11 protein-coding genes are annotated in these 13,838 nt (G+C 70.2%); 5 read left to right on the plus strand and 6 right to left on the minus strand.

The genetic code is table 11. The annotated features are described in order from the left end of the window. Positions 1-29: 29 nt before the first annotated feature. From ACGFZA_RS13235 to ACGFZA_RS13245, 3 genes are read right to left on the minus strand one after another with little or no spacing between them, the layout of a single operon-like run. The gene (locus ACGFZA_RS13235; protein WP_393678969.1) at positions 30-929 is read right to left on the minus strand and encodes a carbohydrate ABC transporter permease; all 900 of its coding nucleotides are present in this window, start codon (positions 927-929) and stop codon (positions 30-32) included. Positions 930-931: 2 nt separating this feature from the next. Continuing rightward, positions 932-1,864 (minus strand): carbohydrate ABC transporter permease, encoded by a 933-nt coding sequence (locus ACGFZA_RS13240; protein ID WP_385272500.1) that lies wholly within the window; start codon positions 1,862-1,864, stop codon positions 932-934. A 22-nt stretch (positions 1,865-1,886) separates the two neighbouring features. Then, the gene (locus tag ACGFZA_RS13245; protein ID WP_393678970.1) at positions 1,887-3,257 is read right to left on the minus strand and encodes an extracellular solute-binding protein; all 1,371 of its coding nucleotides are present in this window, start codon (positions 3,255-3,257) and stop codon (positions 1,887-1,889) included. 267 nt (positions 3,258-3,524) lie between these two features. On the opposite strand from ACGFZA_RS13245, the gene ACGFZA_RS13250 reads away from it, so the two are divergent. Beyond that, positions 3,525-4,595 carry a LacI family DNA-binding transcriptional regulator gene (locus ACGFZA_RS13250; RefSeq protein WP_393678971.1) on the plus strand — a complete coding sequence of 357 codons (1,071 nt, stop codon included), beginning with the start codon at positions 3,525-3,527 and terminating at the stop codon, positions 4,593-4,595. Between the two features lie 280 nt (positions 4,596-4,875). Here ACGFZA_RS13250 and ACGFZA_RS13255 read toward each other — a convergent pair whose 3' ends face one another. Together ACGFZA_RS13255 and ACGFZA_RS13260 are read right to left on the minus strand one after the other, a co-directional pair. Then, a complete protein-coding gene (locus ACGFZA_RS13255; protein ID WP_393678972.1) occupies positions 4,876-5,193 on the minus strand; it encodes a metal-sensitive transcriptional regulator in 318 nt (105 codons plus the stop codon). Further along, positions 5,190-5,591 (minus strand): DUF302 domain-containing protein, encoded by a 402-nt coding sequence (locus tag ACGFZA_RS13260; RefSeq protein ID WP_393678973.1) that lies wholly within the window; start codon positions 5,589-5,591, stop codon positions 5,190-5,192. Before ACGFZA_RS13260 ends, ACGFZA_RS13255 begins: the two co-directional genes overlap by 4 nt. 120 nt (positions 5,592-5,711) lie before the next feature. On the opposite strand from ACGFZA_RS13260, the gene ACGFZA_RS13265 reads away from it, so the two are divergent. From ACGFZA_RS13265 to ACGFZA_RS13280, 4 genes are read left to right on the plus strand one after another with little or no spacing between them, the layout of a single operon-like run. Beyond that, positions 5,712-7,085, plus strand: a complete 1,374-nt coding sequence (locus ACGFZA_RS13265; protein WP_393678974.1) for a rhodanese-like domain-containing protein — start codon at positions 5,712-5,714, stop codon at positions 7,083-7,085. Positions 7,086-7,115: 30 nt separating this feature from the next. After that, positions 7,116-7,475 (plus strand): rhodanese-like domain-containing protein, encoded by a 360-nt coding sequence (locus ACGFZA_RS13270; RefSeq protein WP_385272482.1) that lies wholly within the window; start codon positions 7,116-7,118, stop codon positions 7,473-7,475. After that, positions 7,472-8,215 carry a sulfite exporter TauE/SafE family protein gene (locus ACGFZA_RS13275; RefSeq protein WP_385272479.1) on the plus strand — a complete coding sequence of 248 codons (744 nt, stop codon included), beginning with the start codon at positions 7,472-7,474 and terminating at the stop codon, positions 8,213-8,215. Before ACGFZA_RS13270 ends, ACGFZA_RS13275 begins: the two co-directional genes overlap by 4 nt. Before the next feature lie 35 nt (positions 8,216-8,250). Beyond that, positions 8,251-8,820: a rhodanese-like domain-containing protein gene (locus ACGFZA_RS13280; protein ID WP_385272476.1), complete on the plus strand. Its 570-nt coding sequence runs from the start codon at positions 8,251-8,253 to the stop codon at positions 8,818-8,820. Between the two features lie 399 nt (positions 8,821-9,219). Here ACGFZA_RS13280 and ACGFZA_RS13285 read toward each other — a convergent pair whose 3' ends face one another. Then, positions 9,220-12,942, minus strand: coding sequence for a S8 family serine peptidase (locus ACGFZA_RS13285; RefSeq protein WP_393678975.1), 3,723 nt, complete (start codon positions 12,940-12,942; stop codon positions 9,220-9,222). Between the last annotated feature and the right edge of the window lie 896 nt (positions 12,943-13,838).

Consider the following 13,838-nt stretch of genomic DNA (forward strand, 5'->3'; position numbering starts at 1 on the left):
GCCGGCGCGCGGACAGAATGTCGGTGGGGTCAGCTTCCGCCGAGGCCCGTCGTGGCGACGGAATTGACGATGCGCCGCTGGAAGACGAGGAACATCACGATCAGCGGGAGCGCCGCCAGGAGGGCGGACGCCATGGCCTGGGCGTACTGGATGCCGTACGCGTCCTTGACGGTGGCGAGGCCCACCGGGAGTGTCATGAGGTCCGGGTCGTTGGTGACGACGAAGGGCCACATGAAGTTGTTCCACGCCCCGATGAAGACGAAGATCGCGACGGCGGACACGATCGGGCGGGACAGCGGGAGCACGATCGACAGGAAGACGCGGAGTTCGGAGGCGCCGTCGATGCGCGCGGCGTCCTCCAGCTCCCGGGGTATGCCGTCGAAGAAGCGCTTGAGGATGAAGACCATCATGGGCGCGACGACCTGCGGCAGGATGACCGCCGCGTAGGTGTCGACCAGGTGGAACATCGTCATCTGCTCGAAGAGCGGGACGATGAGCAGTTGCGGCGGGACCATGATCGCGGCGACGGTGACGGCGAGGAGGGCACGCCTCCCCCGGAAGGTTCCCCGGGAGAACCCGTACGCGGCGAGCGTCGAGACGGCCACGGTGAGCACGGTGACGAGGGCGGCTATCAGCACACTGTTGAAGGCCCAGGTGGGAACGTTGCCCCGCTCCAGGATCTGCCGGTAGGCGGAGAGTGTGAAGGCTCCCTTGAACGGGGACAGACCCGACTTCATCACGTCCTGCTCACTCTGTACCGAGGTCGCGACCGCCCAGAGGAAGGGCAGCAGCCAGACGACGGCCAGGACGGTCAGCGCTGTCGAGGCGAGTACACGGGGCACCCGTCCGTGGCCGAGCAGCAGAGGTGACCCGGACTCCTCGCGGTGCGGCCGGCGGGGGCGGCGGACGGGGGTGGAGATCGCGGACACGATCAGCCCTCCTGACGGAAGAGTCGGAGCTGCACGACGGAGACGACGATGACGATCGCGAAGAAGACGTAACTGACCGCTGAGGCGTAGCCCAGCCGGTATCCGGTGAACCCGACGTCGTAGACGTACTCCAGGATCGGACGGGTGGAACTGTTGGGACCGCCCTTGGTGAGGATGTAGATCTGGTCGAACACCTTGAGGGACGCCAGGACTTGGAGCATGGCCACCAGAACGGTGGTGTGGCGCAGCTGGGGCAGGGTGACGGACCACAGCCGCCGCCAGGCACCGGCGCCGTCGAGCGCGGCGGCCTCGTCGTAGGTGACGGGCAGGGACTGCAGGGCGGCGAGGTAGAGCAGGAAGTTGAAGCCGACCGTCCACCAGACGGTGAGGGCCGCCACGGACCACATCGCCACCGATTCGTCGGAGAGCCAGCCTACGGGCTCCATTCCCAGGGACGTCAGCAGTTGGTTGCCGAGGCCGATGTCGGGCTGGTAGAGCCAGGTCCAGATGAGGGTGACCACCGTGACGGGCAGCAGGTATGGGGCGAAGTACGCCAGCCGCCAGGCCCATTGGCCGGCGAGGCCGCTGTGCACGAGCAGGGCCATGGCCAGGGCCACCAGGACGAGGGGGACACAGGAGATCAGGGTGAAGAAGGCGGTGTTGCCCAGGCTGCTCCAGACGTCCGGGTCCTCGAACGCCTCGGCGTAGTTGGCGAGGCCGACGAATGCGGGCTCGCGGAGGGTGAGGGAGGTGTCGGTGAGGCTCATCCAGAGGCCCTGGACGATGGGCCAGACCAGGAAGAGTCCGAAGAACACCAGGAAGGGAAGGACGAACAGTGCTCCGCCTCCCGTGAGGGAGAACCGGCGCCGTGGCGCGGGCCGGGGTGCGGAGAGTTGCGGTGGTGCCGGGGCTCCGGCGGGCGCGGTGGTGGTCACGATGCGGCTCCTTCGGCTGTCGTCAGGCGACCGGATTGGGCTGGCGCAGCAGGGTGTCCGCTTCCCGGACCATCTGCCGTACCGCCTTCTCGGCGGAGGTGTTGCCGAGCAGCGCCGACTGGAGCGGCTGGCACATGCGGTTCTGGAAGTTGCCACCGGCCCCGGCGAACCAGTTCGGCGGGTCGAGTACGGCGATCTCGCCCGCGGCCGCGTACGAGGACTGGGGGTCGAGCTCCGCGTACTCGGGGCGGGACTGGACCGGCAGGTAGGCCGGGATGTGCCCCGCGCTCGCCCAGGTCAGGCTCTGCTTGACGATCTCGGCGATGTACCGGTGGGCCTCGCGGCGCCGGGCCGGGTCGGGGTCGTCCTGGGCCGGCAGGACGAAGCTGTGCGAGTCGGCGTAGACGGCCGGCCGGCCGAAGACCTGTGGGAAGGGGGCCGCGCCCAGGTGCTTGATGCCAGACTTCCGGAACGTGGGCAACTCCCACTCCCCCGCCATGATCATGCCGCCGCGGCCGTCCATGAACGCGGCCATCGCACCGTTGTAGTCGAGGTTGTTGGGGTTCGTGCGGCCGTCGAAGAGCTGCTTCATGAAGGTCACGACCTTCACCGCGGCCTCGATGTCGATCTGCGGCGGGCCGCCGTCGGGCAGGGTGAAGGACGCGCCGGTCTGGGCGTACAGCGCCGCGAACTGGCGCCAGCTCTGGGCGGTGTCGGTGACGTGCCCGAAGAGGATGCCGGATGTGCCGGTGACCTCGGCGAGCTTCTTCCCCGCGTCCAGGAACGCCTCGGGCGAGCCCATCGGTGCCAGGTCGCCTGATGGTTCGAGCAACCCGGCCTTGCCGGCCACGTCCTTGTCGTAGAAGACGATGAAGGGGTGGACATCCAACGGGATCGCGTAGACCGTGCCCCGGTGCTGGGCGCGCTTCCACACCGCGGGCGCGAAGTCCTTTTCCGATACGCCGAATTCGGCGAGGAGCTCCAGGTCGAGGGAGTCGAGCAGACCGCCTGGGGCGTATCCGGCCAGGCGTGACAGATGCAGCACGGCCACGTCCGAGGCGCGTCCGCCGGCCGCCGACATGGCGAGCTTGGTGTAGTACGACGGGCCCCAGTCCAGGATCGTCCGGTCCACGTCGAATCCGTCGGCTCCCCGGGAGACGGCCGCGATCATCTCGTCCATCAGCATGCCGTCGCCGCCCTGGAAGAGGTCCCAGACCTTCAGCGCGGAGGCGTCGGCACGGGCGGGCGAGGCGCAGCCGGTCAGCGGCGCCGCGGCCAGCAGCGCCGCCGCTCCGGCGGTCCCGTAACGCAGCAGCCCGCGGCGGCCGATGCCCGGCGCACGGGCCGGGTCCCCGGTGCCGGGCAGCCCGCGGGCAGGGGGTGCAGAGTTCATCACTGACCTTTCGACGGCCGGACGACGTGCCCGGCCGATGGCATGCGCCATCGGCACGGCAGCCGTCGGCCGCCCGCGCACATCAGGTGATCCGCGCCGGATCTCCCGGTGCGGTGACCTGTTTTTACATCGATGTACATTGGCTGTAAAGAGCTGCGTCGTTACCTGTGCGGGTTACTCCCCCGCGTCCGCCGCTCCGGATCCGTCCAGGGCACGCGGAAGGCTGCCGCATAGACTCGGCGCGTACCGAGGACGGGGAGGTTGCGGGTGGCACGGCCGAGGATCAAGGACGTCGCACGGCATGCGGGGGTGTCGGAGAAAACGGTGTCCAACGTGCTCAACGACTACGTCCATGTGTCCGACCGGACCAGGCGGGTGGTGCAGGAGGCGATCGACCACCTCGGTTACCGCATCAACCTCGCCGGACGGCACCTGCGCAGCGGACGGACGGGCATCATCGCCCTGGTAGTGCCCGAACTCGACGTCCCGTATTTCGCGGAACTGGCCCGCCATGTCGTCCGGGAGGCCGAGAGGCGCTCCCTGACCGTGCTGATCCACCAGTCCGGCGCGGACCGCGAGAAGGAGAAGGCGGCGTTGGCCGGTTTCGGTTCGGACTTCGTGGACGGCGTCATCCTCAGCCCTCTGGCCCTCGCGCCGGAGGACCTGCACGCGCACTCCGGGCCTCCGCCGACCGTCCTGCTGGGCGAACTGCTGACCGACGGCGCCGACCATGTGGCGATCGACAACGAGCTCGCGGCCCGCGAGGCCACCGAGCACCTGCTCGCGCTGGGACGCCGGCGCATCCTCACCGTGGGCGGGCGGGACGACGGGTGTGTCGGCACCGCCCAGGCGCGCACCCGCGGATACCGCGCCGCCCTGGCAGGGGCAGGCATCGCCTACGACCCGGCGCTCCTGCTGCCCGTGGAGGCGTTCCACATGAGCGACGGGGCGGCTGCCGTGCGCCGGGTACTGGACGAGGGGGTGCGGCCGGATGCGCTGCTGTGCCTCAACGACCAGCTGGCACTCGGGGCGTTGCGGGCGCTGCGCGGCTATGGGGCGCGGGTGCCCGAGGACGTGGCCGTCGTCGGCTTCGACGATGTCGAGGGCGGCCGGTTCAGCGTGCCGTCCCTGAGTACGGTCGCACCGGACAAGGAGGCGATCGCCCGGGTCGCCGTGGACCTTCTCCTGCGCCGCATCGACGAGGCCACGCGCCCGGAGCCCCGGCCGGACGACCTGGGTCGCCCCGGGTCGGTGTCCCCGCAGGACCGCGTCGTGGCACACAGGCTCGTACTGCGCGAGAGCACGGAGGGGGCTGGGGGGCGCGACGGAGAGTGGTGATCAGCGCTGCTCTTCTCATGGTGGCGGGGCGCGACGGATCATGGTGACCGGTTCCTCCCTCCTCATGGTGGAGCGCGACGGAGCATGGTGACCCGCTCCGCCCTCCTCATGGCGGCGGGCTCGCTGTCGTTCTGCGCGAAGGGGACGCTCCTCGCCTCCCGCCGGACGGGGACGACGAGGTGTGGAGGCAGGCGGCCCGCGGGAACGTGGCTCCGATGCCGTCGAGCGAGCCCGCAAAGTCGCGTCCGTCACACCCCGTTGCCGGAGCGGCGTGCGGCGATCAGGCCAGGGTGAGGAAGAGCTTTTCGAGTTCCGCCTCGTTCATGGCGGGGGTGCCCCCGTCCTCGGGGGCGGTCAGGCATTCACGCATGCGGCCTGCGATGATCTTGAAGCCCGCACGGTCCAGTGCGCGGCTGACGGCGGCGAGCTGCGTCACCACGTCGCGGCAGTCGCGGCCTTCCTCGACCATGGTGATCACTCCCGCCAGCTGCCCTTGTGCGCGGCGCAGGCGGTTGAGTACCGCCCGGGCGGAGGCTTCGTCCTCGGCGGCCGCAGCTCCGGCGGATTCCGGGGGCCGGTTCGGCAGGGTCGGGTTCATCCGTTGAGCTCCTCGGCGAGTTCGGTGAGCGCGTTGTCCAGCCTGCGGGTTGCCTCGTTCGCGACCGGAGTCATGGCGTCCAGGCCGGTCAGAGTGACCATGATGGTCGGGTCCACCACCTGCACCACCGTCTGCGATCCCTCGCTCCGGATCACCACGTTGCAGGGCAGCAGGAGTCCGATGCTCCGGTCGGCATCGAGGGCCTGCCCTGCCAGCTGAGGGTTGCAGGCGCCCAGGATCAGGTAGTCCCGCATGTCCCGGCCGAGCTTGGCCTTGAGGGTTGCGGCCATGTCGATCTCGGTGAGCACCCCGAAACCCTGCGCGGCAAGGGCCTGCTTGGCGGCGGTCACCGTACGGGGGAAGTCGGCGTGGACGCGGATGGTCCGGTCGTATCCCATGTTCTTCCTTCCAGTCTGGGGCGAATAGGGCGATTCACCCTCCCACTATACCCCCGGGGGTAATCTGTTACGGTCGATTTAATACCCAGGGGGGTATTACTCCGAGAAAGTGAGCGGCACATGTTCTTCGTCGACACCATCGAGATCGAGGGCCTGGGAAACCGGCACTACCTGGCCGGAGGCGCCCGGGCCGCGGTGGCGGTGGACCCGCCGCGTGACATCGACCGGGTGATCGCGGCGGCCGCCCGACGCGGGGTGCGCATCACGCACGTGGTGGAGACGCACATCCACAACGACTACGTGACGGGCGGCCTGGAACTGGCCCGGGTGACCGGCGCCGCCTACCTGGTGCCGGCCGCCGCCCACGTCTCCTTCACCCGCGTCCCCGTCAGCGACGGCGACGTGATCGAGCTGGACCGGGAACTCGCCGTGCGGGCCCTGGCCACCCCCGGTCACACGCCGCACCACACCGCCTATGTCCTGGAGGAGGGCGGGACGCCGGTCGCCGCGTTCACCGGCGGTTCCCTGCTCATCGGCACCGTGGGCCGTCCCGACCTGGTCGAACCTCGCCTCACCGAACACCTCGCCCGGGCCCAGCACGCCTCCGCTCACCGGCTCGCCGCGGAGCTCCCCGATGACACCTCGGTCCTGCCCACCCACGGATTCGGCAGCTTCTGCTCCTCCGGACAGGCCGAGGGCGACGCGAGCACCATCGGCCGGGAGAAGACCATGAACGCCGCCCTGGCCCAGGATGTCGACTCCTTCGTCGCCGACCTGCTGGCCGGCCTGGAGGACGTCCCCGCCTACTACGCACACATGGGGCCTGCCAACTCCGCCGGCCCGGACCCCGTCGACCTGACCGCGCCCCGCCGTGCGGACGCCGAGGAGATCGCCGGCCGCCTCGCAGCCGGCGAGTGGGTCGTGGACCTGCGCAACCGTGTCGCGTTCGCCCAGGGCCACGTTGCCGGCTCGTTCAACTTCGAGGCCGACGGCAAGATCGCCACCTACCTGGCGTGGATGATCCCCTGGGGCAAGCCCGTCACCCTGCTCGCCGAGACGCCCCAGCAGCTCGCCGATGCGCAGCGCGAACTGGTCCGGGTCGGGATCGACCGCCCCGCAGCCGCCGCGACCGGCGCCCCGTCCGACTGGCTGCGCCCCGGTGATGCCGCGGCCTCGTTCCGCCGTGCGGCCTTCGGCGACCTGGCAGCCAGGCTCTCTCGGCCGGAGGATCTGCCGGTGGTCCTGGATGTGCGCCGCGATTCCGAGCGTGCCGGCGGGTACATCGAGGGCTCGGTCCACATTCCCGTGCACACGCTGCACCGGCGGATCGACGAGGTGCCCGCCGGAGAAGTGTGGGTGCACTGCGCCGGCGGCATGCGGGCCGGGATCGCGGCCTCGCTGCTGGACGCAGCCGGGCGCGACGTGGTCGCCGTCGACGACGGCTTCGACCAAGCCGCGGAAGCCGGCCTGGCCCTTCGCACCGTCAGCTCCTGAACCCTTGTCGACACCGGGAGGAGTCCCACCATGCCCATTTTTCGAACCGGCCCCGGTCGCCTCGGCGTTGTCGAGGCCCACCACATGCTCCAGGCAGCCACCGCCGTACTGCTGGACGTACGCGAGACCGAGGAATGGCAGGCCGGGCACATCTCCGGCGCACAGCATCTGCCGTTGTCCGGACTGACGGCCGGAGCGGAGGTGCCAGGCGCGCCGGCCGGCTCGCGCCTCGTGCTGATCTGCCGCTCCGGGCAGCGTTCGCAGCATGCCGCCCGCCTCCTGCGCGAACGGGGCGTGGACGCGGTCGACGTCACCGGCGGCATGAAGGCGTGGGTCGGCCAGGGACTACCGGTCCAGGACACCGCCGGGGCAGCGGGAACCGTCATATGAGTGTGCTCGTCCTCTCCCTCCTGGCGGGAGCGGTGGTCGGCCTGGCGCTGGGCGGACTCGGCGGGGGCGGCAGCGTCCTGGCCGTACCCGCGCTGATCTACCTGCTCGGCTTCAGTCCCGTCGCCGCCACCACCGCGAGCCTGATCATCGTCGCCGCGACCTCCATCAGTTCCCTGGCCGCCCATGCCCGGGACGGCAACGTCCGCTGGCGGGCAGGGCTGCTGTTCGCTGCCGCGGGCATCGGCCCCGCCATGCTCGGCGGCATCGCCGCCGGCCGTATCCCTCCCTCCGTACTGACCGCCGCCTTCTCCGTGATCGCCGCTCTCGCGGCCTGGCGGATGCTCCGCCCCAGCGGGCCCGCATCAGACCGCTCCGTCCGGCCGACCAGGGCCGCAGGAGCCGGCGCCGGCCTGGGCGCCGTCACCGGCGTGCTCGGCGTCGGCGGAGGCTTCCTCGCCGTACCGGCCCTCGTCGGCGTCCTCGGCATGCGCATGAAGGCCGCCGTCGGCACCAGCCTCCTGGTCATCATCATCAACTCACTGGCCGCACTCGCCACCCGCTCAGGCACCGCCGACGGCCTCGACTGGGCCGTCATCGCCCCCTTCACGGGAGCCGCGGTACTCGGCGCCTGGGACGGCAAACGCCTCGCCACGAAGATCTCCGGCAACCGCTTGCAGCACGTCTTCGCCTACGTACTGCTCGCAGTGGCCGCCTTCATGCTCCTCGACACCCTCGTCTGACCCAGCCTCACCGAACCGAAGGACAGAACAGACCCATGAACTCCACTCTCACCACCGGCGCCGTGCGCGATCGTCTGCACACCTTCGTCGTGATCGACGTACGCACCCCCGGCGAATACGCCGGTGGGCACCTGCCGGGCGCCCACAACATTCCCCTCGACGACCTCGCACACGCCCTGCCCGCCCTCCGCGAGGCTGCCGGCCGCAGCGACCTGCTCATGGTCTGCGCCTCCGGCGCCCGCTCGCAGAACGCCGGCATCACGCTGTCCTCGCACGGCATACCCGCCGCCAGTCTCGAAGGGGGAACCGCAGCCTGGGCCTCGGCGGGCGGAGAACTGCACCGCCCCACCGCCACCGCAGCGCCCACATGGGCCATGGACCGCCAAGTCCGCCTCACAGCAGGCTCCGTCGTGCTGCTCGGGCTCCTCCTCGGCCAGGTGATCCACCCCGCTTTCCAACTGCTCTCCGCAGGCATCGCCGGCGGCCTCGTCTACTCCGCCCTCTCCAACAGCTGTGCCATGGCGTCCCTGCTCGGGAAGCTTCCCTACAACCGCACGAACCGCACCGACCTCGACAACACTCTCGCCGCACTAGGACACAACTGACGGCGAAGGGCGCAAGGACAGCTCAGTGGGTGTCGGCTGCCTGCCCCGGCGTGACGAGTGGCGCCGCACGTCGTACGAGACCGGGCCTACGCCTACGCCTTCGGCTGCAGGCGCGGGCGCGGACGCCGGTGAGCGTCCCGGCGACGCGGCGGTCCGGGTTCTCAGCGGCCCATTCCTGCCGGTCACGAAACCGGAAGCCGGCAGAAGGTGCCGATCAGGATGAAGGGCTCGGGCCGTCGCCCTCCGACGGGAGGGAGGGCGCTCGCCGGCGTGCCACTGTCCGGACCCGCCGTGGGAGAGCCCTCGGCCCATGAAACCCGCTGCCTCTGTTCCCCCGGTGCCGGGCCGGGGGAACAGAGGCAGCGGTCGTACAACGGTGGGTTCAGGCGCTTCTCCGGCTCATCGCACCCGTACCGCGTCGAGCACCGTCTGCTCGACGCTGCTGCCCGCGGAGTCGGTACCGCTGATGCGCAGCGAGACGGTGGTGGCCCCCTTGGGCGCGTGTACCCGGGTGTGCACGGAGTCGGCGTCCCGGTCCGACTTGGGAGTCGTCCAGGTCGTACCCCGGTCGTAGCTCAGTTCGACCTTCGCCTCGGTGAGTCTGACGGCGCCGCCGCCACCGTTGCGGAACCCCACGGCCAGATCGTGGGATGCGCGGGCCGACACCGAGGAGTCCAGGCGCACGCCCTCCAGGTCGTAGTCCGCCTCCAGCACGGGCAGGGCCACCGGGTCTTCGCCGGCGGGGCGCTGCGAGGCGAAGGTCCAGGCGGTGTGGGACTCGGTGCTCACGTTCCACCAGGACGCCTTGCGCTTGAAGTCGAACTCGAAGCGGTACGTGGTCCGGGCGTCCGGCAGGTTCTGGAGCACGACTCCGGGCTGGGCCCTGGTGCCGGTGAGCCGGCCGTCGGCGTAGACGCGGAAGGCGGTGGTGTCCGTGCCGTTGCCCCACGTTGCCTCTCCGTTGGTGCCGTCCGCGGACTGCCCCATACCGAAGAAGACCTTCATGGAGTCCCGGGTGCGGGCGGGACGGGAAATCGAGCTGGGGCTGGTGACCGTCGACGGGGTGCCGGGGTGAACGACCGGCTTGAGCCAATCGGTCCGATAGGTGCGTCGGGGCTCGTAGCTGCGTGCGTTGTCCGCGTACATCTCCTGGCCGCTGGCGGGCTCGTACAGGCGCTTCCACGTGGTGTCGCGCGCCGTTACGTACACGGTCCGGGCTGTACCGGGATGCGAGGAGGTGAATCCGCCACCGCCGATGCCGGTGAGGGTGGAGTAACCTCCCCAGCTCTCCTGGGCATTGCCCAGGGTGGCGGGGTCGGCTGCGGATGTGTGGTCGCTGACCTTCAGTGCGGCCAGGTCACGCAGGGTGGGCCGGTAGGTCTCGTCCGAGTGGATGCCGTCGTGGTGCGCGCTCAGGAGCTGGTACTGGTAACTCGGGCTCTTCTCCCCGCGCAGGCGAACGGTGACGGTCGAGCGCGCGGACTGTGCGGCGATGCTCGCCCCGACCGAGGCGGGCACGCCGAACACGGGCATCGCGGCCGGATAGACGTTGTCCAGTTCCTCGTCCTCACCGTTGACCACCATGACGGCGGCGGGCTTCGCCGCCGTGACGCGGCTCAGAAGCGTGTAGGAGTCCGCGATGTCACCGAGTCGCACCATGGCCAGCTTGCCCGCGGGATCGTGCGCGGCGATGTCCTCGTCCGAGCCCGCGCCGAGGTCGACGACCGGCAGCGTGCGCTTCCCGTCGAAGGTGGAGGACCTGCTGAAGTGGCGGGCCTTCAGGTCGAGTTTCCGTCCGCGCAGCAAGGCCTCCCCGGTGAGCGGGGGTGCCTCCAGGGACCACATGCTCGAGAAGTCGATTCGCGCGTCCCCGGCAGGTGTGGAAGGCAGGGCGTACGTGTCCTTGCCGATGCCCGCGATGAGTGTGATGCCCGCGCCGGTGGTCTGCTCGTCGGCGGCCAAGTTGACGGTGACGATCCGGCCGAGCTGCTCGGTCGGCCGGGGCGTGTCCGCCTGGACGGGTACTGCCTTGGTGCCGTCGACGGTGAGGTCGATGCCGTGGTCGGTGACGTCGACGTCGGGGAAGCCGAAGCTGACGACCTGGCCACCGTTGATGAGGTGTCCGATGGCCGCGTACCGGCCGGGCAGCACGTGCGCGCTTGCCACCCCTTGGGAGTTGGGGGTGAGGCTGACCGGCGGAACGCCCACCGTCCCCAGGCGGTAGAGGAGGATCGAGGACGCGGCGGCGGCGGGAGCGCCGTTGTGAACGGTGCCCTTGAGGCGCACGCTGTACGTGAGGATCTCGCGGAGGAAGCCGACTGTGGCGTGGGCCGCGACGCCCTCGCCGGTGGCGGTGATCGTACCCGTGTAGCCACCGATCGCGCCGGCGCTGTCGGGGTCGAGGGTGACGGAGACGTCCTTGGCGCCGCCCGCCGGAACGGTGATGCTGTCGGCGCCCAGGCTCATGGCGCCGGGGAGGGCCTCGCCGTCGTCGCGCCGGAAGGAACCCGCAAGCGCGAGGGTCGCGTCCTGGTGGCCGGCGTTGTGGAAGGTGACGGTCCTGGTGAGCGCGCCGGACGCGACGCCGTCGTTGAGGCGGCCGAAGGAGGCGTTGTCCGCCCAGACGGTCTCCTGGAGCGAGGCAGGGACGTCCACCCGCCCCGAGCCCTCGGCGAAAGCTCCGTTTCCGGAGACCTTCGCGCTGGACATGAGGACGCCCTTGAGATCGGCCGCCTTCCAGTCAGGACGACTCTGTGCGAGGAGCGCGGCGGCGCCTGCGACGTGCGGGGTGGCCATCGACGTACCGCTCGCCGCCGTGTAAAAGGCGTTCACCGGAGTGCCCATGGTGGTCCCCGCCGCACGGGCGGCGACGATGTCCACGCCGGGACCGGCGATGTCCGGCTTCAGGGCGTGGTCGCCGAAACGAGGGCCCCGACTGGAGAAGGAAGCGATCTTGTCGTCCCTGTCCACGGCGGCGACGGTCAGCGCGGAGTCCGCGACACCCGGGGTGCCGAGCGTGGTCGCGGCAGGTCCCTCGTTGCCCGCGCCGACCACGAACAGGGCGCCGGTCGTACGGGTGAGGTTGTCTACGGCGACGCTCACGGGGTCGGTGCCGTCGGAGGATTCGACGGCACCCAGGCTCATGTTGATCACACGCGCGCCGCCGTGCGCCGCCCACTCCATCCCGGCGAGGACCGAGGAGTCGTTGCCTCTGCCGGTGTCACCGAGGACCTTGCCGACCATCACGTCGGCGCCGGGAGCCACTCCCTTGTACCTGCCGTCCGAGGCGGCACCCGAGCCGACGATCGTGGAGGCCACATGAGTCCCGTGGCCGACGCGGTCCACGGCGTCCGGGGAGTCGGAGAAGTTGCGGATCTCCGTGATACGTCCCTCGAGGTCCGGGTGGGTGGCGTCGATGCCGGTGTCGAGGACGGCGACCTTGACACCCTTTCCGTCGTAGCCCGCCTTCCATGCCTCGGGGGCACCGATCTGCGGCACACTCACATCGAGTTGAGCCTTGACCTTCGCGTCAAGCCACACCTTCCTCACACCGTCCGCCAGTCGTGTGTCGGTGGCACCGTCCGCGCGCGCTCGCAGACCCGACCAGAGGCGACGGGAGTTCTCGGGCGGCACCTCGGCAGCGAGGCCTCGAACGGCCTTGAGTTCACGGGTCTTCCGCGCGCCTTCCGGGGCCCGTGCCGAGCCGTCCGCGTTCTGGACGATGAGCGGCAGGTCGGTACCTTCCGCGTAGCCCTGTTCGATGAGCGCGTCGATGTCGAAGAGACGCTCGTCGAGAGCATCGGCCCGGATCAGTTCGCGGGCCGACTCGGGGATCACGGTGATGTCGTCGCCATGGCGCTCGACCGCGGCCCGGGCGCGGGGATCATGGTCGGCGGGGACGAAGCCCACCGTGGCCGACTCCCCCTCCCCGGTGACGACGACGGTGTCACCGGTGATGAGCCGTACGGTGTGCACCTGCGCATCGGAGTCGGCAGACAGCGGGGCACCCGAGATCAGGGGACCCGGATGGCCTGCGGCTCCCGCCGGAGCACCGCTGATCGCGGCGCTCACCAGAGCGGCCGCAAGGGCGAGCGCGGTGATCGGTATCGAAGGTCTGAGCATGAGGCGGGGGGCTCCTTCCAGGAGCTGGGTGAAGATCACGAACAGGACAGCGGTAGTCGGGGACCGGGGCTACGTCACATGCACCGTGTGGAGGAGGGTCTGCTCCAGGGAGTTTCCCACCGAGTCGGTGCCATTGACGCATACGGGAATCCCCTTCGAGACACCGGGGGGTGTGGACAAGGCTTCTGACACTGTTGCGGATCTCGGCTGCCTTCAGGACCACAGTGTGACTCCGCTGCCGTCCGCCACCTCGGCCGAGCCCTTGACGGGGCTGGCGTCGGGGGCGCCGAAGTCGCGGGAGGGGGTGGTCTGGTGGTGGAACCTACCCACATCGACACACGACTTGAGGTCGACGTCGCTCAGGTCGTAGTCGGCCTGGAGGAGCCCGATCCTGTCCCTGACTCCCTCTCCCTCTGCCCCAGTCGCAGTCGCAGTCGCAGTCGCAGTCGCAGTCGCAGTCGCAGTCGCAGTCGCAGTCGACAAAGTGAAACACTGCCGGGGCAGCGGGAACCGCCATATGAGCGTGCTCGTCCTCTCCCTCCTGGCGGGAGCGGTGGTCGGTCTGGCCCGTGGGGCCGGGGTCCGACCGTCCTCACCTCGCACCTGACCCTGCTCAGAGCGAGGTTGGAAGTAGGCTCAGTCAGCCATCGCGACCGTCCGGCGGCGTACGCGGATCGAGCACGGCCATGTCGTCGTGGCCGTCACGTGGGTGATGACCTGCCAGGGCGGCGCGGCAGGCGGGGATCGCGGCGAGCGAGTTCGTCCCGTTCGTGCAAACCGTCTTGGCGCTCGCCGACTCCGTCCGCGTAGAGGATGACGGTGCTGTTCGCCGGCAGCATGAAGGAGTGGTCGGGCCGTTGCAGCGTGACGGCTCCCCGTACAGGCACCCCGGGATC

The sequence above is a fragment of the Streptomyces sp. NPDC048211 genome, from assembly GCF_043202315.1.
GTDB lineage: Bacteria > Actinomycetota > Actinomycetes > Streptomycetales > Streptomycetaceae > Streptomyces.

Bases quoted from the DNA above. Each gene is read 5' to 3' on its own strand.
- ACGFZA_RS13245 (WP_393678970.1), bottom strand. From the start codon at position 3,257: ATGAACTCTGCACCCCCTGCCCGCGGGCTGCCCGGCACCGGGGACCCG.
- ACGFZA_RS13255 (WP_393678972.1), bottom strand. From the start codon at position 5,193: ATGAACCCGACCCTGCCGAACCGGCCCCCGGAATCCGCCGGAGCTGCG.
- ACGFZA_RS13260 (WP_393678973.1), bottom strand. From the start codon at position 5,591: ATGGGATACGACCGGACCATCCGCGTCCACGCCGACTTCCCCCGTACG.
- ACGFZA_RS13265 (WP_393678974.1), top strand. From the start codon at position 5,712: ATGTTCTTCGTCGACACCATCGAGATCGAGGGCCTGGGAAACCGGCAC.
- ACGFZA_RS13270 (WP_385272482.1), top strand. From the start codon at position 7,116: ATGCCCATTTTTCGAACCGGCCCCGGTCGCCTCGGCGTTGTCGAGGCC.
- ACGFZA_RS13275 (WP_385272479.1), top strand. From the start codon at position 7,472: ATGAGTGTGCTCGTCCTCTCCCTCCTGGCGGGAGCGGTGGTCGGCCTG.
- ACGFZA_RS13280 (WP_385272476.1), top strand. From the start codon at position 8,251: ATGAACTCCACTCTCACCACCGGCGCCGTGCGCGATCGTCTGCACACC.
- ACGFZA_RS13285 (WP_393678975.1), bottom strand. From the start codon at position 12,942: ATGCTCAGACCTTCGATACCGATCACCGCGCTCGCCCTTGCGGCCGCT.